This is a genomic window from Lascolabacillus massiliensis (assembly GCF_001282625.1).
Classification (GTDB): domain Bacteria; phylum Bacteroidota; class Bacteroidia; order Bacteroidales; family Dysgonomonadaceae; genus Proteiniphilum; species Proteiniphilum massiliensis.
Window position 1 is genome coordinate 319,493 of the sequence record NZ_CTEJ01000002.1, and the last position, 17,272, is coordinate 336,764.

Genomic DNA, 17,272 nt, shown 5'->3' on the forward strand with positions numbered 1-17,272 from the left:
TTAGCTGCACTTTTTTATCGGCGTCTCTTAGTGTTTGTGCTATTACTGTTAACGACTGTCCCATATTATGCCTTTAGATTATCTTTTGGAAATGAGAGTAACATATCTCGGTAGTATTCATATTGCTTTTTTCTCAGCTCTATCTCTTTAGGGAGACCTTCACTTATTGAAGTCGTGAGAGTATCGAATTTGTCGAGGATGGAAACGATGCGGGCTTGTTCAGCAAGAGACTTTTCAGGGTTATTAGGATATGGAATAGGTATTTGTGTGTTTTTGATGTTATCGTTATAAAGACGTTTGATGACCCCTCCGTCTGAAATATTCCAATTTGCTACTTGATAGAAGTAAAATAAATATTTATTCAAGACCTTACTTTCGTCATTCTCTAACCAAACAATATTACTATCTTGAAAATATGCCTCTTCTCCATTAAAAATTACTGACCTACCAATTGTGCCACTGGCAGAGATTAGAACTTCACCGACTCTAGGATAGTTGTATTTTTCTCTATACTCATCGAATGTTTCGCGTGAAATATATGAATCAGGTTCTTTCCCAAAAGTTCCAATTTTAAAAAATGGAATATCACCTGAGTCCGACGTTTGGTTTTTAAATATTCGCTTACACATCCGAACTTCTCCAACCCAGCCCAAGGTCTTCCACTCTACATCTCCCTCTTCAAAACTTAACAACTTCTCCCGATAATAATTATACTGTTTTTTACGAGCTGTAAGCTCTGCTGTAAGCTCTGCTGTAAGCTCTGTGAAACTATCCAAGATGCGAACAATTTCTTTTTGAACAGAGAGGGGCGGGATGGGGATTTGGAATTTATCGGTATCAGGTGTCGAAATTTGTGGCATTTGCATTCTGCCACCAATATTCTGAAAATAAGGCTCATTAATCCTTAGGTAGTGATATACGAATTTGATATCAATATTTTCATTTTTGGAATGATAAGACCACATTTCGTTTTTATGGGAAAACGGCTTATCATAATACTCAAACTCAATGATGCCACGAGATTTCACTATAACAGAAGGTTCTCTATTTATGTCTTTGTCAGGTATGTCTTTATAATCAACAAAAGCAACAGTTTTACCTCCTGCAAATATTTTCAAAGGAGCACCATCCTTGTGCAATATTTTCATTTGTCCAGCTGTAATACTTGTTCCTTTTGTGCGTACAAGAACTTGCCCCAAAGCCTTCCACTCCACCTCAACACCATTCAACAATTTCTCTAAATAACTCATGCTTCAATTTCTTTAATAATGTTATCAATATCAGCACGCAGTGCATTTATTTTAGCCACTGTTTTGGCTATTTCATTATTCAATTCTTCAATATCTACTTTTTCCCTAGTGTCTTTGGCTTCAACATAAGAACTTACAGAAAGATTGTAATTATTCTCAGCAATTTTGTCATTGTCAATGAAAATCGCCACGTGTGCCACATCTTCTTTCTTATCAAAGATTTGTATTATCTTATTAATGTGTTTGTCTTCCAGCACGTTGTTGTTTGTGGCTTTCTTAAAGAAATCGTCACCAGTAGCATCGATAAATTGTGTTTTAGTGTCGGTTTTGTGTTTGGATAACACCAAAATATTTACTGCAATAGAAGTTCCATAGAATAAGTTTGGAGCAAGAGAGATAACGGTTTCAACAAAGTTATTATCTACCAAATATTTTCTGATTTTTTGTTCTGCACCGCCACGATAAAAAATACCGGGAAAACAAACAATTGCTGCCCTCCCTTTACTAGATAAATAACTTAAAGCATGAAGTACAAAAGCAAAATCAGCTTTTGATTTGGGTGCCAACACACCTGCAGGAGCAAAACGGTCGTCATTAATTAGTGTTGGGTCATCATTACCAATCCATTTGATAGAATAAGGAGGATTTGAAACGATAGCATCAAAAGGTTTTTCATCGCCATAATGAGGGTCAATGAGTGTATTTCCAAGTGCAATATTAAACTTGTCGTAGTTGATGTTGTGCAAAAACATATTCATACGAGCCAAGTTGTACGTGGTGGGGTTCACTTCTTGCCCATAGAAACCTTCTTCAATAATATGATTGTCGAAATGCTTCTTAGCTTGCAACAGTAAAGAACCCGAACCACAGGCAGGGTCGTAAATCTTGTTTACTTTGTCTTGCTTGTGCATCGCCAATTGTGCAATGAGTTTGGATACGTTTTGAGGTGTAAAAAACTCACCTCCTGATTTTCCTGCATTGGCTGCATAATTGGAAATCAAAAACTCATATGCATCACCAAACAAGTCAATATGATTATCTTCAAAATTTCCAAAATCAAGTTCTTCAATTCCTTTCAATACTTTAGCCAAAGTACTGTTTTTGGCTTCAACGGTGTTACCTAATCGAGTGCTTGTGGTGTCAAAGTCGGCAAACAAACCTTTAATTTCGGATTCTGAGGGATAGCCATTGGCAGAACTTTCAATTGCATCAAAAATTGCTTTTAAGTCTGTATTTAGGTTAGGGTTGGTGTTAGCTGTTTTGGCAACATTTACAAAAAGTTGGCTTGGATAAATGAAGTAGCCTTTTGTTTTAATCGCATCGTCTTTTATTTCAGGTGTAATCACATCATCAGAAAGGCTTGCATAATTAATGTTTTCATCTCCACCTTTCATATAATTGGCAAAATTTTCACTGATGAAACGATAGAACAGCGTACCCAATACAAACTGTTTAAAGTCCCATCCATCTACCGAGCCTCGGACTTCGTTGGCTATTTTCCATATCTTGTTTTGTAGTTCTTGTCGTTGTATTATGCTTGTCATTTTATCTCTTTCTAAAATTCTTGTGGTTTCACTCCTAATATTTTGGCAATTTCAAAAAAACTTCAATTCTTGGCGCAAAGATAGATATATTATCTTGACCATCTCATTTTGAGAGGATGTATGCACTTTCCAGAAATTGTTTAAAAGTGTCATTTAATTTCAATGATTTAACACATCACATCACATATAAGCAAGTCATTTAATGCTTAAATTCATTAAAGTTTTCATAGTTGTTAGTTGTTAATATATTCGTCAAATATATTACATTTTTTCACAATTACCATCAATTAAACGAAATATCTTTTCTCTTGCTTTCTGATCCCATCCCATTAATAGGACAACGCTAAACCTGTAATAACTGCCATCATAATGCGAATATCGTTTAAAATAACGATATATCAAAATATCATTTAAATAAACGATAAAATGAAATATCGTGAAGTAACTATGCTTATACCTTTGGGAACACCCAGGGCTCTCTGTAAACAGGCTTCAGATACTTGTCAGCCTCAGCAGAGCCAAAAGTCCTTTTCTTATCATCATACCGCAATGATGTACCACTCAATCTGGCAGCAATATTACCCAGCTGGGCATATTTAGCACTCAAGCTGCCCGTTTCAATTGAGCATGCAGTATTCCTGTCCCTTTTCTTAACGCAATCAAGGAAATTAATAACATGATCCCTATGATCCTTATAATCCGCCTTCACAATCTTCTCTGCAACCGATTCACCTTTAGGAAACACCTGCCAATCGTCCCTGTTAGCAACCAAAGTACCGTTACTACCAGTGAAAATCAATCCATAATTTTTGCCATACGGACCAAATTCCATGCCCGCATTATTCTCCCAGGTCATTATATAATCATCAAACTGGTAAAGTACCGACTGAGTATCAAAAGTTTCATGCACACCATCAGGGAAAAGGAAATTACCACCGTTAGCCTGAACAGAAAGAGGCATCGATTTCACCCTCTTCGCCCACAAAGCCATATCCAGCAGATGCACACCCCAGTCGGTCATCAGTCCACCACCATAATCCCAAAACATCCTCCATGAACCGTGAAAACGCTGACTGTTGAAATTACGGTCAGGTGCAGGCCCCAGCCATGTATCAAAATCAACACCTTTCGGTACTTCCGAATCAGGAACCCTATTGGTTATAGCAGCATAATTGAAGTTAGCATACACATGAATACGTGCAATATCACCCAATATACCAGAGTCAAGATATTCAATCATCTCCTTCCAAAGATTAGCACTCCTCTGCTGCTGACCAACCTGCACCACCCTCTCATACCTGTTTGCAGCCTCAACCATCACATCACATTCAGCTATTGAGTTACCGATAGGCTTCTCAACGTAAACATCCTTACCAGCTTTGCAGGCATCAACAAACTGCAGGCAATGCCAGTGATCCGGGGTTCCAATTATCACCGCATCAATATCCTTTCTATCAAGAATACGCCTATAATCACCATACAGATCAAATTTCTCATTCTGCAAGGAAGCCAGATCCTTTGCGCGAGAGTTCAGAACCGAATTATCAATATCACATAAAGCCAGGCATCGCACTTCGTCCGACTTCATAAAATCAGACAAGTTGCTCCACCCCATATTGCGGCAACCAATCAGCGCAACATTAATCCTGTCGCTTGCAGATACAGCAGAAGTTGCAGAGCTCAGATACGACGGCATAACCATCCCTGCAGCAACAGTAGCAGAAGTTTTCTTCAAAAAAGAACGTCTTGATATTTTCATAGCCAAAATAAATAATAGTTAGGAAGTGCAAGTTAACTTAATTTGTTTTTAAATAAACAAATATTGATTGTTTTTCTGTTATCATTTTGTTTTTCAGATATGAATGGACGAAATAACTATCTCAAACTACTAACATAATGTTTGAACGCATTTTCAAATAGCGGAAAATATTTAAAAAAGAATTCATTAATTTCACCCCATTGAGATTCATCAAAAACATTTAACTCAGTCATTTCAAATCGAACCTTACTTACTTTATATTCAGGAAGTTCCTTCCATTGCAATTGTTTACCGAATGAATCCTCTATAAGATCTTTATATTTCAATAATTTCTTAAAGTAACGCTTGTTCAGCTCTTTGTTTGAAGTTGAAATTGTCAATTCAATCTTTGCATTATTCTTTGTTACATTCAATGTATAAGAAATACCTGTAACTCCCGCACCAGCGTTTAACCAATTATCATTTGACGGATTTAAATAAGAGAAGATATCTGTATAATCCCTAATCAAAGGCAATAACTGCTGCCAATACTTTCTTCTAATTTTATATCGATTTGGTACTGGATTATGGTTATTCTCAGATGAATATTTTATATACAATTCATCATCTAATTCAAATAACCTCAAAAGTTTTTTTAGGATTATAAATTTGGAGTTACTATCAACATTAGCCTCTATAAACCAACCATTAAGTACTTCTTGAGGTGATCTAAAGTTATTAGAATCTCTGGTAATTTTTAATATATCCTGTTTATTCAATAACAACTGTGAATTCTTTTCATGTAAAGCTCTTATTACATATAAATACATTTGAGATATAGTATTTTCTTCTACTTTCTGGTCTTCAAATATAAAGAACTCAAGTTTTTTACCTGTTGGAATATCCGCATCAAATATATTTACTTCATCAAACTCCTCTGTTTCATCTAAAACAACAGCAGGATATTTCCATACATCAAAAAATCTATCGGTCAATAACTCTGTTCTTTTTTTGTAATTTGCAACATCCCATTTATCTATTGAAGACAAATATTTATTCAACCATAATCTGCTGTATATATACCCTTGCTCATTATTATTAAAATCCATCATTTTTTTAGCAATGAACGATCTATTACCCAAAGCACCATTATTGCCAGAAAGTGTAAGATTGCCAATTGTATTCAAGTACTTTTCTTTAAACAACAGATACTCTTCTTCTGGAAGTTCGGAAGACCAATTCGAATCCGGATTTTGTGGAAAAATATGTTCTATGGTTATTAACTCGTTATTAGTATCTACAAATTCTTTATTGTTGTAGTTTTCCAACTTCTCAAACATGTAGTATTTATTTTTTGGCTGAACATTATACAAATCCTTTTCTTTCAGTGCAAACTTCAAATCATCATCAGTAGGAAACCTACCACTCCCCTTCTTTTTTAGTAAAGCAACTGCAATTGACTCATAATAATTCTCTGTATCCACTTCAGAATAAAGAGTCATAAATATCTTATTTAATGCATTTGTAGGTAACCCAACAATAAATCTTCTCCAAGTATAGCTTTGTATTAATTGAAGAATAGCAACTAACTCGTCTTTTGAAAGCAAACCGTTATCCTCGTCTTCGAACACCTGCAGAAGGAATGGATATACCACATTAATCTCAAGTCTGTTGATATAATCAAGCTCTTTTCGAACTATCTGATCTTTGACAGTTACAGGGTTAATAAACTTTTTGTAATGATACGACAACGATTTGATTTGCTCTAGCTCTTGATTAAAAGACTCATCATCTTTGTTATCAAACAGTTCTCTAAACTCTAAGTAAACATTATTTTTTCTAGGTATTCTTTTATTTCTCATTGTCAGATAATCCCTGATAAATTCAGAAACAAGAGAGGTACCTTTAACACTATCCCTGGCATTATCTTCAATAGGACTCCAGATATTTTTAAATACCTGCTCTTGACGTTTAGCTGGCAGGTCCATTAAAATATAATTTCTGATCAGGTCAGATTGAGTCAAATCCAAACCAGTGGAGTTAAGACTTTCAAAAATACGTTGTGGGTCATCTTTACCTCTTTCCAATGATACCTCTACAAAAATGATGCGTTTTAATCCATCAATGATAGTTTTAAAGTTTGATTCATTGATTATATCCCTGAAATAGTTATAATTCTCAATTACATTGGAATATTCAGTAATATCTTCAAGCCTGCCCGAAAGTATAGCTTTATAAGCTATCGAATTCCTATCAGTCTGCTTTAGCTTCAATTTATTTGACTCATCTTCAACATACTGATTTATTATAAACTTATTATATAATCTACCTACTTGTTGTTCATTATTATTTTCTTTTGCAAAATGGTATAATGCTACATTAAGTATACTTAATGTTGTCAATCTCTGTTGACCGTCTATTATTAGCAATTCACTTACTTCACTTGCAGTGAATATCCCATCATGAATATATACAATACTGCCAATAAAATGACTCTCTCTATTATCCCTTTCAACAGCAATAATATCATTTAGTAACTGTCTGCATTGTGCAGTCGTCCAATCATAGTTTCTTTGGTAAACTGGTATTACAAATTGAACGTCAGGTTTTTGTAAAAAATCGTTTATTCGAAGTTGGTTGGCTTTCATGTCTGAATTATAAGTTATATTACAAAAATAACATTTATTCCGAATATTTTCAATATCTCATTAAATCAGATGCTCTTTCACAAAACTACTAACAGTAAGTCTATGAACTCCTAGTATTCTTCCTATTGCACTATAAGATACACGTTTTTCTAATAGTTCTTTAAAGTTTAAGTGTTCTCCTCTTTATTGGTAAAGTATTTTGTTGACCTCTCAATTGTACATATGCACAACTTTTTTAATTTCTTTCGCATAATCAGGATACACTTCTAACATATAAGGGACTTTAGTTCTTCCGTTTACACCTCTGTAAAAAGGGATCAAAGGTCTTCCAAGTTTATTTTTTTCTGGATTAATTGGAATTTGGGTTTTGAGATCATAAAACATTTGTGCATCGTAATCTTCTGGGCGTTTTTTTTCTATTAATAGAACATCTAATAATAACTGTGAAGTTAACAGTACAGGAATATTTACAGTGAATAGATTATTTAATTCTTTTTTCAATAAATCAATCCAAAACTCAGCAGCATATTTCCATATCTTATTTTTTGATGTTTCCGACTTAAAGTAGTTTCTACATAGGTTTTGAGTATAAACCATATCCCAATTAAGATCAATAGCTTCTAATTGCTTCAAATGTTTGTTTCTGAAAAGCACAAAGCACTTGTCATTACATCCATGAGAAAAGGCAAAATCGAACTGTATGTTTTTTTTCGTATTAGTTGGATCACAACCCAGATATATTGCTTTTATCATCTCTTTATTACCTGTCCAGTATGCTTTTGGTAAATAGAAACGATCATCAATCTCGTCATTAAATTTATTTTTTAATTCTTTAAGTAGTTCTGAATCTGTATTTTTCATATACATAATTTTTAAGGTGGCAATCTCTTAAAGATATATTTATATTTTAATTCTTAATAACTATATCTCACCAATCCAACTCCTTTTTCACAATCTCTCCCAAGCGAATAACTGTGTTCCATAAATTGGATTCACTACTTACAATGATATTGAAATTAAGTAATTAAATTATCTGTATAAAGATAGAATTATTATCTAAGACATACAGCAAATGTTACAGAAAATGTAGAATCCTATCAAACTAAACCCCTTGCACTAAATTCAATAATTAACTATATTTGCATATAACCTAATTAATCACCTGAAACACAACTTTTATTACTAAAACAACCGTCAAAATATGATAGACTTTATTGGTGACATTCACGGTCACGCTGACAAGCTTGAAGCATTGCTTGTAAAATTGGGATATGTTAAAGTTAATGGAGCATATTCCCATCCAAGCAGGAAAGTATTGTTTGTTGGCGACTATATCGACAGGGGTCCAAAAATCAGAGAGACACTACAGATTGTAAGAGCAATGGTTGAAAATGAAAGTGCCATTGCCCTGATGGGAAACCATGAGTACAACGCTCTCTGTTTTCATTTTCAGGAGACTGAAGGAGGTCACCTCAGAAAACATCTGATTAAAAATATCATTCAGCATTATGAAACACTCAAGCAGTTTCAGAACCGTCAAAGTGAGTACGAGGATTACCTGGAGTGGTTTAAAACTTTGCCTCTTTATTACGAGACAAACAATTTCAGGGCTGTTCACGCTTGCTGGGACAACAACAATATTAAATATTTAAGAAAAACACTTGTTGACGACAGGCTTACTGACGATTTAATTTACCAGTCGGTAAAGAAAGGAACAGAATTAAACATTGCGATAGATGAGACTCTAAAAGGCAAGGAGATGAAGATGCCAGCCGGACTCTCCTTTACCGATAAAGATGGTACAGTAAGAACTGAGATAAGGATAAAATGGTGGGAAGATCCATCCTTAATGACCTACAAATCTATTAGTGTTTTACCTATTGATAATTTACCTCAACAACCAATTAGATTATCTGAATTGAAGTCCAGCGATTATTATACTGAGCATGATAAAAGTGTATTCTTTGGACATTACTGGCTTAAAGGTAAACCCTTTGTATATAAGAAAAATATCTGCTGCCTGGATTACAGCGTGGCAAAAGGGGGAAATCTTGTAGCATACAGTATGAATGGAGAATCTGTATTAGAAAACAAAAACTTTACCTATGTCTGAAGTACCTTAATACGCAATCAACAAAAGTTGGTATAAAAAATATTACTACATTCGCTTATTAATTAAGTATCAAACATAATTCAAAGACCGAAAAATGAAAATTGAAGCCCACAATATTAACGATACAAATATTGCCGAAGTGATATCGGAAGCGAATGTAATCAATAAGGTTGAAGATGGAATAGATCTGTTAGGGAACCTCTATTATCAGGGGTTCGATAGGATTATAATCTACGAGAAGAACATCACTCCGGAGTTCTTCGACCTGAAAACCGGAATTGCAGGTGAAATACTTCAGAAGTTTTCCAATTACCGTGTTCAACTGGCTATTGTTGGGGATTTCACAAAATACAATAGCAAAAGTCTTAATAATTTTATTTATGAAAGTAATAAGGGGAGACTTATCAACTTTGTCTCAACACTTTCTGAAGCTTTAGGAGTTCTTTCTGAATAACTGACCTATATCAAAACAGGAATGATTATTTATCCCGACTTCCATTTTAAAATTTTATTTTTTAAAATTGTACTATAAAACAACACAAACACAATTACCTAATATCAACAAACATAAAACTATTAAAACATGAAAAAAGGAGTTTTGATTTGCCTGATCTTCTCATTAGTGACAAATCTATTTGCACAAAAAAGTGAGTCAATCGTGTTAAACCCTCCCAGCAAAGATCGCGGAAAATCTGTAATTGATGCTATGTGGCACAGGGCATCACCAAGAGAATTTGATACAAAGAAAATCTCTCCTCAGGACCTGTCGGATCTTCTTTGGGCAGCAAATGGGATTAACCGACCAGATGAAGGAAAGAGAACTGCACCCTCAGCTGTTAACGCACAGGATGTTGATGTTTATGTATTTAATGAAACAGGTGTTTACATCTATAATGCACAGAAGCATACCCTTGAATTGGTTGTAGAAGGTGATAACAGGAAGATATTTGCCGGACCGCAAGATGATTCCTACCCACCTATATTACTGCTGTTGGTTTCTGATATATCACGCTTCAGGATTGGAGAAGATGCACTTAAACTGGAGTGGGCTGCAATTGATACCGGTATCGTTGCACAAAACATATTACTGTTTTGCACCTCAATAGACATGGTTGGTCGTCCCCGCGCATTCATGGATAAGGATACTATTAAAGAGCTGTTAAAACTTAATGATAAACAGTATCCTATCCTGAATATTCCAGTGGCATATAAGTAAGGTCAATTCTTCTTTATCAACCTTACCGACAAGAAGCATGCTGGATCTTCATAGTAATCACTCGAATTGCCTTCGATAGCTTCTACAGCAAAACCACTGTTATTTATTCTTACATGATATCCATCATTTGTCCAGTACCTATTCTCATTACCTCCATAATTGTAATGAAGAAATATGACAGAACTGGCTAAAGCATATAAATCAATATTTATCCATCCATCATCTTTAGTTACAGGAGCCTCATAGCCCAAAGGACTATGTCCGGGGCTGTCAGGCACATTACGAAACGAAAGTCCAGAGTTCAGGTTGTATTTCGTTAGCATGGCCTGCATCTCCTTATAATGTGTAGATGTAGGAACCTGCCATCCCGAAGGTGCAAAACCATTAACTTTCACCACCGACTGTTTATAGTAGAATGCTGCACCAAGTGCACAAGCCTGAGTCTGAATACTTTTTTTATGGGTGTCGTTGATATCTAAATGTTCTACACGCATGGAATTACCATTACCATATTTATCAGCTCTGTAATCCTCTCTGGTCCATATATCACCAAAAATCTTCACCAAAGGATAGTTATGATAAGCCTCCTTAAAATGAACAGCATTCAGGTAAGAATCATGGTTTGTAGTTCCCTTTGGAGTCTGATCTTCATTCAGTTCAGTTTTTGTTGTAGCTCCTCCAATATAAATAGTTTTATGCTCCTTCTCTTCAAGATTATCGTAATCCACAATCTTAAGATTAGATCCATTCCATGATATTCTTGCGGGGCGGCGACCCTCATATCCCGGGAAGAAACCTGCATGCATCAATATTTTACCACTTGCTACAGGGTAAATCACATTAACACGCTTTTCGGGGTTGATCTCAGGAATAAACTCATTGCAAATAGTAGCTACTATCCTATTGTTTGAATCCTTCACATCCTTCACCAGAGTAGCATTAGCTTCATCACTGAAAGTTGGAATTACAATCTCATAATTATTCTTATCCTCATACTCTATAGTAACAAACCCTTCTCCATCCATCACAGCTTTAATATCCTTCTGACGCTGCGGATCTGAAGCCAGTTCATACAGAGGCACCAGTCCCTCCAACTCCGAACCGAAGCCAATCAGGGCAGTTTTGTTGGTTTCAACTTTATCATAACCGGCCACCGATAGTTTCCATTTATTTACTGCAACTTGATCCGAAGATTTAGTCAACGGTGCCGAGTCACCTCCAATTGCTGTAAATGTAAGATCAGTCTGATCTATATTACTTTCGTACGACTCCTTAATTTCCTTATCCACCGAAGCCTCAGAACTTACGAAAGCATTTGAATAAGATGCCTTCATATAGCCATTAATATCATAAAAGCCGGTCACCTTAGAAACATCAACAGTCATATTATACTTCAGTCTGCCACCCAGATCAGCTTTTGTTATCAGATGTGTTCCATACTCCCTCAGAAGCTTCTTAACACCTTCTGTACCCCTGAAATCTGCTATCTCACCATTTATAGCCTTCCTTGCAGCTTCAGTAAGCCAGTTTTCCCTGATATCAGCAATATCAGTAATAAGACTGATATCTGTCACCTTATATTCAATATAGGAGATTGCATATTCGTTGAATTCACTATTAGTAGATCCCGAGCTAAAAGTTTCACCAACTTCAGCTTTAAATCCACAATAGTTACCTTTAAAATTCACTGCAGCGCTAAGATTTTCGGCCAACTCTTCCAGACTTGACCCACTAACCGTTCTCTCATAAAACCTTGCACTTGAAGCGTTAAACTGAATAAGTCCATTATCATCCATCTCTTTCCAGCGTACAATCTGCTTTGTAACAGCATTGGGAGATGCATACTCACTCAAAGTGTTATAACCATATCCAATTGCATACTTCTTGATTGATGGCGTATCATCAAAAATACCTGACACACCATAATCAACAGCGCACTTCTGCCCAACATCGAAAGTCTGCACAACCGAAGGATCGTCAGTAGAGATTATAGAAACCTTACCCGTCTGGCGCACATCAGAATCATTCTCTAACACACATAACTTCACAGTAGCTCTACCACTACCACTATTTGGAAACAGATAAAACCAGTCGCCCTGCGTCTGTATCTCCCATTCCCCATTACTTTCCACCTCAAATAAAACTTCGTGTGCCCACATATCGAGCAACGCTACATCTGTATCCTGAGGCAGCTCGGGCTTCACCCAATAATCCTCAATATCGGAACAGGAGAAAAAAACAACACTAAGAATTAATACAAAAAACTTAAACGATTGTTTCATAATTTTAATTGTGTTTGTTAAAGAACGAACTCTATTTATATATTTAAGTATGAAATATTTGCATTAATGAGACCCTATGTCTTGTTTTCATCAAACAACACATGCCTCTGTTTCAGTGTGTTAACCTATGTTTTTCTAACAAATTACCGCACCAGGCCCAAAATTAGAAAAAAAATCACGAAATTGTTAAATAGAGGAAATATTTTTTTAATTTTTATTGTTAAGAGGATTCAAACGCTATCCTTTAGAGAAAAGCCTTGTCCGCTGTACTGTTAATATTTTTCATATTCCTCTTTGGTAATAATTTCTCCACCTAAATATGCTTCCATTGCAATATTCGTTATACATTCAACCTTATAAGGTTTTCCTCCTTTAAATTTAACTTCACAGAAGTTGCCTTTTCCTCTACCTGTGAATTTAAAAACAGCTCCCTCAAATTCATCAAGATATAAAGGACCCCATCTTTAATTAATATGTCGTCTTGTTTCATCTGAAATGTTTATAATATTCTTTTGATAATTTTTCCAACACGTATATCATTTTTTGTCTTTCTCTGGGTCAAGAACTCTCCATTATTCATTATAAGTATGTCTCAAACCTCCTTCCATGCCTGTCTCTTTCTTAATACGATTCCACTCTTCTATACCTAATCACTTTTCAGCTGTTTCATTTCAATTCAACCATTGTACGATTAATAGTTTATTAAAACGTAACCATTCGGTCTACCCCGTCTTATTTTAACTGTTAATCTCCTCTATATTTGTCCTCAAAAAAATATGTGGTCAATACAGCAGTTTAAATTAGTTTACGATCGCTTCCTATCCAGCGGTCTCTCCGTTACAGATTTTTGTGCAAATGAGAGCATACTCCATTCTAAGTTTTATTACTGGAAAAAGAAATTAATTGAACAGAGCCAAGCTAGAGAACAACCGTCCGATTTTGTGCCGATTGTTTTCTCCGGTTCAAATACACAGTTACCAGCAAAAAGGAAGGTTCAGCATAAACCGGTTCTTGAACATAATGACCCTGCCTCTGGTGATGTTTTTGAAATAGTGTATCCACAGCCTACCGATATGCGTAAAGGTTTTTACACTTTAAGCGGATTGGTCACGGATCAGATGGGACAAAGCGTACGAAGCGGAGATGTTTTCATCTTCCTGAATCGTCATTGCACCAGTTTGAAGGCCCTGCACATGGAGCATGGTGGGCTGAACAAACTTATTTACTCTCGTTATCTAACAGATTAATGATGCAAGAAAACAAAGAAAATCCCAACGAGCTCTTAGAACTCCTCTTGGAGAAATGCGACCGTTTATATCAGGAGAATATGCTTCTAAAAGGTAAGCTTGAAGATCGAACAGATGTTGATGCATTAAAAACCTCGTATGAGCAAACCATATCCAAGAAAGATGTACTGCCCCTTGGTTGCTGGGCTCATGCCAGACGGAAGTTTGAAGAGTCACTAAAAAATGATAGAGAAAGAGCTGAGTATGCTCTTGAGCAAATCGGACTTCTATACGAAGTTGAAAGGGAGGCTGATGATAAGAACCTTTCTTACAAAACTGCTATGACATCTATCACAGGTTAAGTCGCTATCATCTGGATGCCCGTATCACATAGATAACAACCTTGCTGAAAACAGTATGAGGGGTCTGGCGCTTGGCAGGAAGAATTACCTGTTTTGCGGAAATCATGACGCTGCAGAAGATGCTGCAGTTATATACTCTTTACTTGGATGCTGCAAAGCTGCAGATGTAAACTTCCGTGACTGGATGGTATATGTGCTGAGTCATATCCACGATTATGATCAGGACTACACAATGGACCTTGCTGAACTGCTTCCTTTAAACCATCTACGAAAAATCTCCTAAAAACTCCGAATCGTCTCCGAATGTTTTACAAGTTTTTGAAAGGTTTTTTGGAAGAATCTAAGAAAACTTGCAAAAAAATACGGACGAGACCGAATGCTTACGTTCTTTCCAACTCAGGATAATCTGCACCTAATTTGACGAAGAACCGGTTTGAACCGAAAACACTGGCATACATAGACCGATATCACTGGCACAAATCAAACCGTTATATCCACTGCCAAAATACCGCTAATAATTAACAGGCTAATAAGAATCAGGGAGTGTCTCTTGTTCATTTGGAATTGTTTTATCAATGTATATTTAATATTCAGTAATTACTTTTAAAATCATGTTGATTCCGTTTCGGCCAACGGTCAAGTATAAGAGCAGTAGCAGATTTCGAAGCAATTATTTGTCCGCCCACCAAAGTTTATTAAATGCACAAACTTTGACTTAACCACTTCCCTGCTATTGCTCTTATACAATGTTAGGCGCATGTTATATATTGTTGCCGTTGTTAAAGAAAATTTTCACGTTGTCTTGCTGTAAGATTTTATTAATGTAGTCTGACAGTTCTTTGTCGCTCAAAATGGGCGTTTCTAATTGCATTGACCGTAGTGAGCCATCTTTTTGCGGTGCTATTAAAATTATTCTGCCATTCTTTAAGTTGAAAAGTCGCATGTTCACAATGGCGTATTCGTCTCTATTTGCAGTAAGAAAAGCGATATAATCTATTTCATCAGTTTTTGTCTTGAAAAAACCTTGCCCAATGTAATCAGGATTATTTCTTGAAATGATTTGCACCCCTGCATGAGTATAATTAACTGTGTCAATGAAATCGGTCAAGGTTACGATTGTAAAAAAAACTTCATTTGGTTTGTCCCCAATGAATTTTTGAGTTAAGGTATTCTTGTTTACTAAAAAATAGGAGTAAATAACTTTTTTGCCATTGACATCAATACCTGTGAAGTTTCCACCATTACCTATTCCTTTGAAACTATCTTTTCCAAGCAACTCATATTTAGGTACCGGAAACGCGCCATATCTTATCGGCTTAGCTATCCTCTCTTTGTTACTTTCTATATCTCTTCGTAGCAGTTCTGCGTCCCATGTTGCAGTGTCTTGGCGGTTTTGAAGATGTAGTTTTTCTGACTTTTCAGTCCACTCTGATATGACTTCTTGAGCTTTGCAAAAGGTCACAAAGAATGCAAAAAGTATGAAAGCGAAAAATTTTATGTAGTTCGTCATTTTAGTGTTATTTAAGGTATCTTATTGCGCCTAACGGTCACATGTATGAAACGTTGGGGATTGCGGGCGTCGTCACTGTCTACCGACACAAAAGCTGATGCGGGGCAGAAACATTCAAGCAACCGCTTAAACCCCAATGTTTTATACATGATGTTACCAACAGTTTTTATTGTTCTTCGTAAAATTTTATATTGTGTTGAGTTAAAAATTCTTTAATTCTGTCCACATGAATGCAATGACCAACGTGCAAAAAAGGGTAATTGGAAACTTTGGTCTTTTTTCCTTCATGAATTATTTCTTTGTCTTTTATATCGAAGCCTAAATGAAGGTGACTTGTCATGTACTGCATACCGTAAACTAAACCTTCTGAATCAAATAATGGTCCGCCACTTTGTCCACGAAGTCCTGGTGTACTCATTTCTATTGAAATTATTTGATTACCGTCACCACCAAATCTTGTTATGATACCGTCTAAAGGAAATTTTGGAGAATTTGGATTACCTGTATTCGTCCATTCAATATCATCAGTCGCAGGATTATGTTGAAAATTATTAAACTCTGGAAATGGATAACCAAGTCTACATAAAGATTTTCCTTGTTTTATCTTATTAGGGTCTTTTACGAAAGTAGCATAAGAATTATAGAATTTCTGTTTGAAACCTTCAAAAATAATTATAGCTAAATCAAGTGTTGGATGCGCATGGTATTTGATATTACCAATTACGTCCACCGAATTGACGAAGCTATTTTTAATTTGAACTGTAGTTTCTTTCTTGTACTTATATTTCAACTCAAGTCCCAATAGATTTTTTTTGAATTTTCCATCTTTTGCCAACTTGTCACGTTCTGTTTTGAAATTATTAAACTGAATATTGACAGGGTCTGCCTGTGCAATAATATTTAATACGTGTTTGCATGTAATTGCTACACCTTCTTCATTAACAAAAAAAATTGTTGACGTCCCAGGCGAAACAAGTCCACCGTAAGTTCTTGTTATCGTGTGAACTGGTCTAGTAAACTGGTCTACTGTTTCGATTGCTTTAATGTACATGATGGTTTATTTTAAAATTGTTGGTAACGTGTTATTTACGCAATAAATACCACTTTCGTAAATACCTGAAATATAACATTCGTATATCCTTACGAAATCAGGGGGTGTTTACGAAACTTGTTTTGATTATGATTCATTAAATCTTTCTTTAGTCAACAAATCTAATTATGTTAAAAAACCAAAGTTAACTAAAATTATAAATAGAATGAAATAAAAATCACCTTTAAATGGGTTGTGTAAAACAAACTACATATTTATTTTTAAACTACCCCCTTCCCGCTCGGCTTCAACTCATAAACCGTCGAATCAGCATCTACCTCCCAATCTTCAAT

General features: G+C 35.5%; 13 protein-coding genes and 1 pseudogene. 5 read left to right on the plus strand and 9 right to left on the minus strand.

The features are described 5' to 3' along the window. Positions 1-65 precede the first annotated feature (65 nt). The 5 genes from BN1354_RS06170 to BN1354_RS06190 all read right to left on the minus strand — a co-directional run bounded on the left by BN1354_RS06170 (position 66) and on the right by BN1354_RS06190 (position 8,041). The gene (locus BN1354_RS06170) at positions 66-1,250 is read right to left on the minus strand and encodes a restriction endonuclease subunit S (protein WP_053826540.1); all 1,185 of its coding nucleotides are present in this window, start codon (positions 1,248-1,250) and stop codon (positions 66-68) included. Further along, positions 1,247-2,794 carry a type I restriction-modification system subunit M gene (locus BN1354_RS06175; protein ID WP_053826541.1) on the minus strand — a complete coding sequence of 516 codons (1,548 nt, stop codon included), beginning with the start codon at positions 2,792-2,794 and terminating at the stop codon, positions 1,247-1,249. Before BN1354_RS06175 ends, BN1354_RS06170 begins: the two co-directional genes overlap by 4 nt. A 451-nt stretch (positions 2,795-3,245) precedes the next feature. Then, the gene (locus BN1354_RS06180; RefSeq protein WP_053826542.1) at positions 3,246-4,553 is read right to left on the minus strand and encodes a Gfo/Idh/MocA family protein; all 1,308 of its coding nucleotides are present in this window, start codon (positions 4,551-4,553) and stop codon (positions 3,246-3,248) included. Positions 4,554-4,669: 116 nt separating this feature from the next. Beyond that, positions 4,670-7,180 carry a DUF4268 domain-containing protein gene (locus BN1354_RS06185; protein ID WP_053826543.1) on the minus strand — a complete coding sequence of 837 codons (2,511 nt, stop codon included), beginning with the start codon at positions 7,178-7,180 and terminating at the stop codon, positions 4,670-4,672. 210 nt (positions 7,181-7,390) lie between these two features. Continuing rightward, positions 7,391-8,041 (minus strand): hypothetical protein, encoded by a 651-nt coding sequence (locus BN1354_RS06190; protein ID WP_154904830.1) that lies wholly within the window; start codon positions 8,039-8,041, stop codon positions 7,391-7,393. A gap of 340 nt (positions 8,042-8,381) precedes the next feature. Between BN1354_RS06190 and BN1354_RS06195 the strand changes: the two genes are divergently transcribed. The 3 genes from BN1354_RS06195 to BN1354_RS06205 all read left to right on the plus strand — a co-directional run bounded on the left by BN1354_RS06195 (position 8,382) and on the right by BN1354_RS06205 (position 10,509). Continuing rightward, positions 8,382-9,293, plus strand: coding sequence for a metallophosphoesterase (locus BN1354_RS06195; protein WP_053826545.1), 912 nt, complete (start codon positions 8,382-8,384; stop codon positions 9,291-9,293). A gap of 94 nt (positions 9,294-9,387) precedes the next feature. Continuing rightward, positions 9,388-9,747: a DUF4180 domain-containing protein gene (locus BN1354_RS06200; protein WP_053826546.1), complete on the plus strand. Its 360-nt coding sequence runs from the start codon at positions 9,388-9,390 to the stop codon at positions 9,745-9,747. A gap of 129 nt (positions 9,748-9,876) precedes the next feature. Then, positions 9,877-10,509 (plus strand): SagB/ThcOx family dehydrogenase, encoded by a 633-nt coding sequence (locus tag BN1354_RS06205; protein WP_053826547.1) that lies wholly within the window; start codon positions 9,877-9,879, stop codon positions 10,507-10,509. A 2-nt stretch (positions 10,510-10,511) separates the two neighbouring features. Here BN1354_RS06205 and BN1354_RS06210 read toward each other — a convergent pair whose 3' ends face one another. Then, positions 10,512-12,791, minus strand: coding sequence for an FISUMP domain-containing protein (locus BN1354_RS06210; RefSeq protein ID WP_053826548.1), 2,280 nt, complete (start codon positions 12,789-12,791; stop codon positions 10,512-10,514). Positions 12,792-13,131: 340 nt separating this feature from the next. After that, positions 13,132-13,281 carry a hypothetical protein gene (locus tag BN1354_RS12010; RefSeq protein ID WP_157360193.1) on the minus strand — a complete coding sequence of 50 codons (150 nt, stop codon included), beginning with the start codon at positions 13,279-13,281 and terminating at the stop codon, positions 13,132-13,134. A 286-nt stretch (positions 13,282-13,567) separates the two neighbouring features. Between BN1354_RS12010 and tnpB the strand changes: the two genes are divergently transcribed. After that, positions 13,568-14,038 (plus strand): IS66 family insertion sequence element accessory protein TnpB, encoded by a 471-nt coding sequence (tnpB, locus tag BN1354_RS06215; RefSeq protein ID WP_053826549.1) that lies wholly within the window; start codon positions 13,568-13,570, stop codon positions 14,036-14,038. A gap of 86 nt (positions 14,039-14,124) precedes the next feature. After that, positions 14,125-14,662, plus strand: a pseudogene (locus BN1354_RS12015) (IS66 family transposase); the annotation flags it as partial. 477 nt (positions 14,663-15,139) lie between these two features. On the opposite strand, the gene BN1354_RS06230 reads toward BN1354_RS12015, so the two are convergent. Continuing rightward, positions 15,140-15,889, minus strand: a complete 750-nt coding sequence (locus tag BN1354_RS06230) for a hypothetical protein (RefSeq protein WP_053826552.1) — start codon at positions 15,887-15,889, stop codon at positions 15,140-15,142. Positions 15,890-16,055: 166 nt separating this feature from the next. Continuing rightward, positions 16,056-16,940, minus strand: coding sequence for a trypsin-like peptidase domain-containing protein (locus tag BN1354_RS06235; protein WP_053826553.1), 885 nt, complete (start codon positions 16,938-16,940; stop codon positions 16,056-16,058). Positions 16,941-17,272 lie beyond the last annotated feature (332 nt).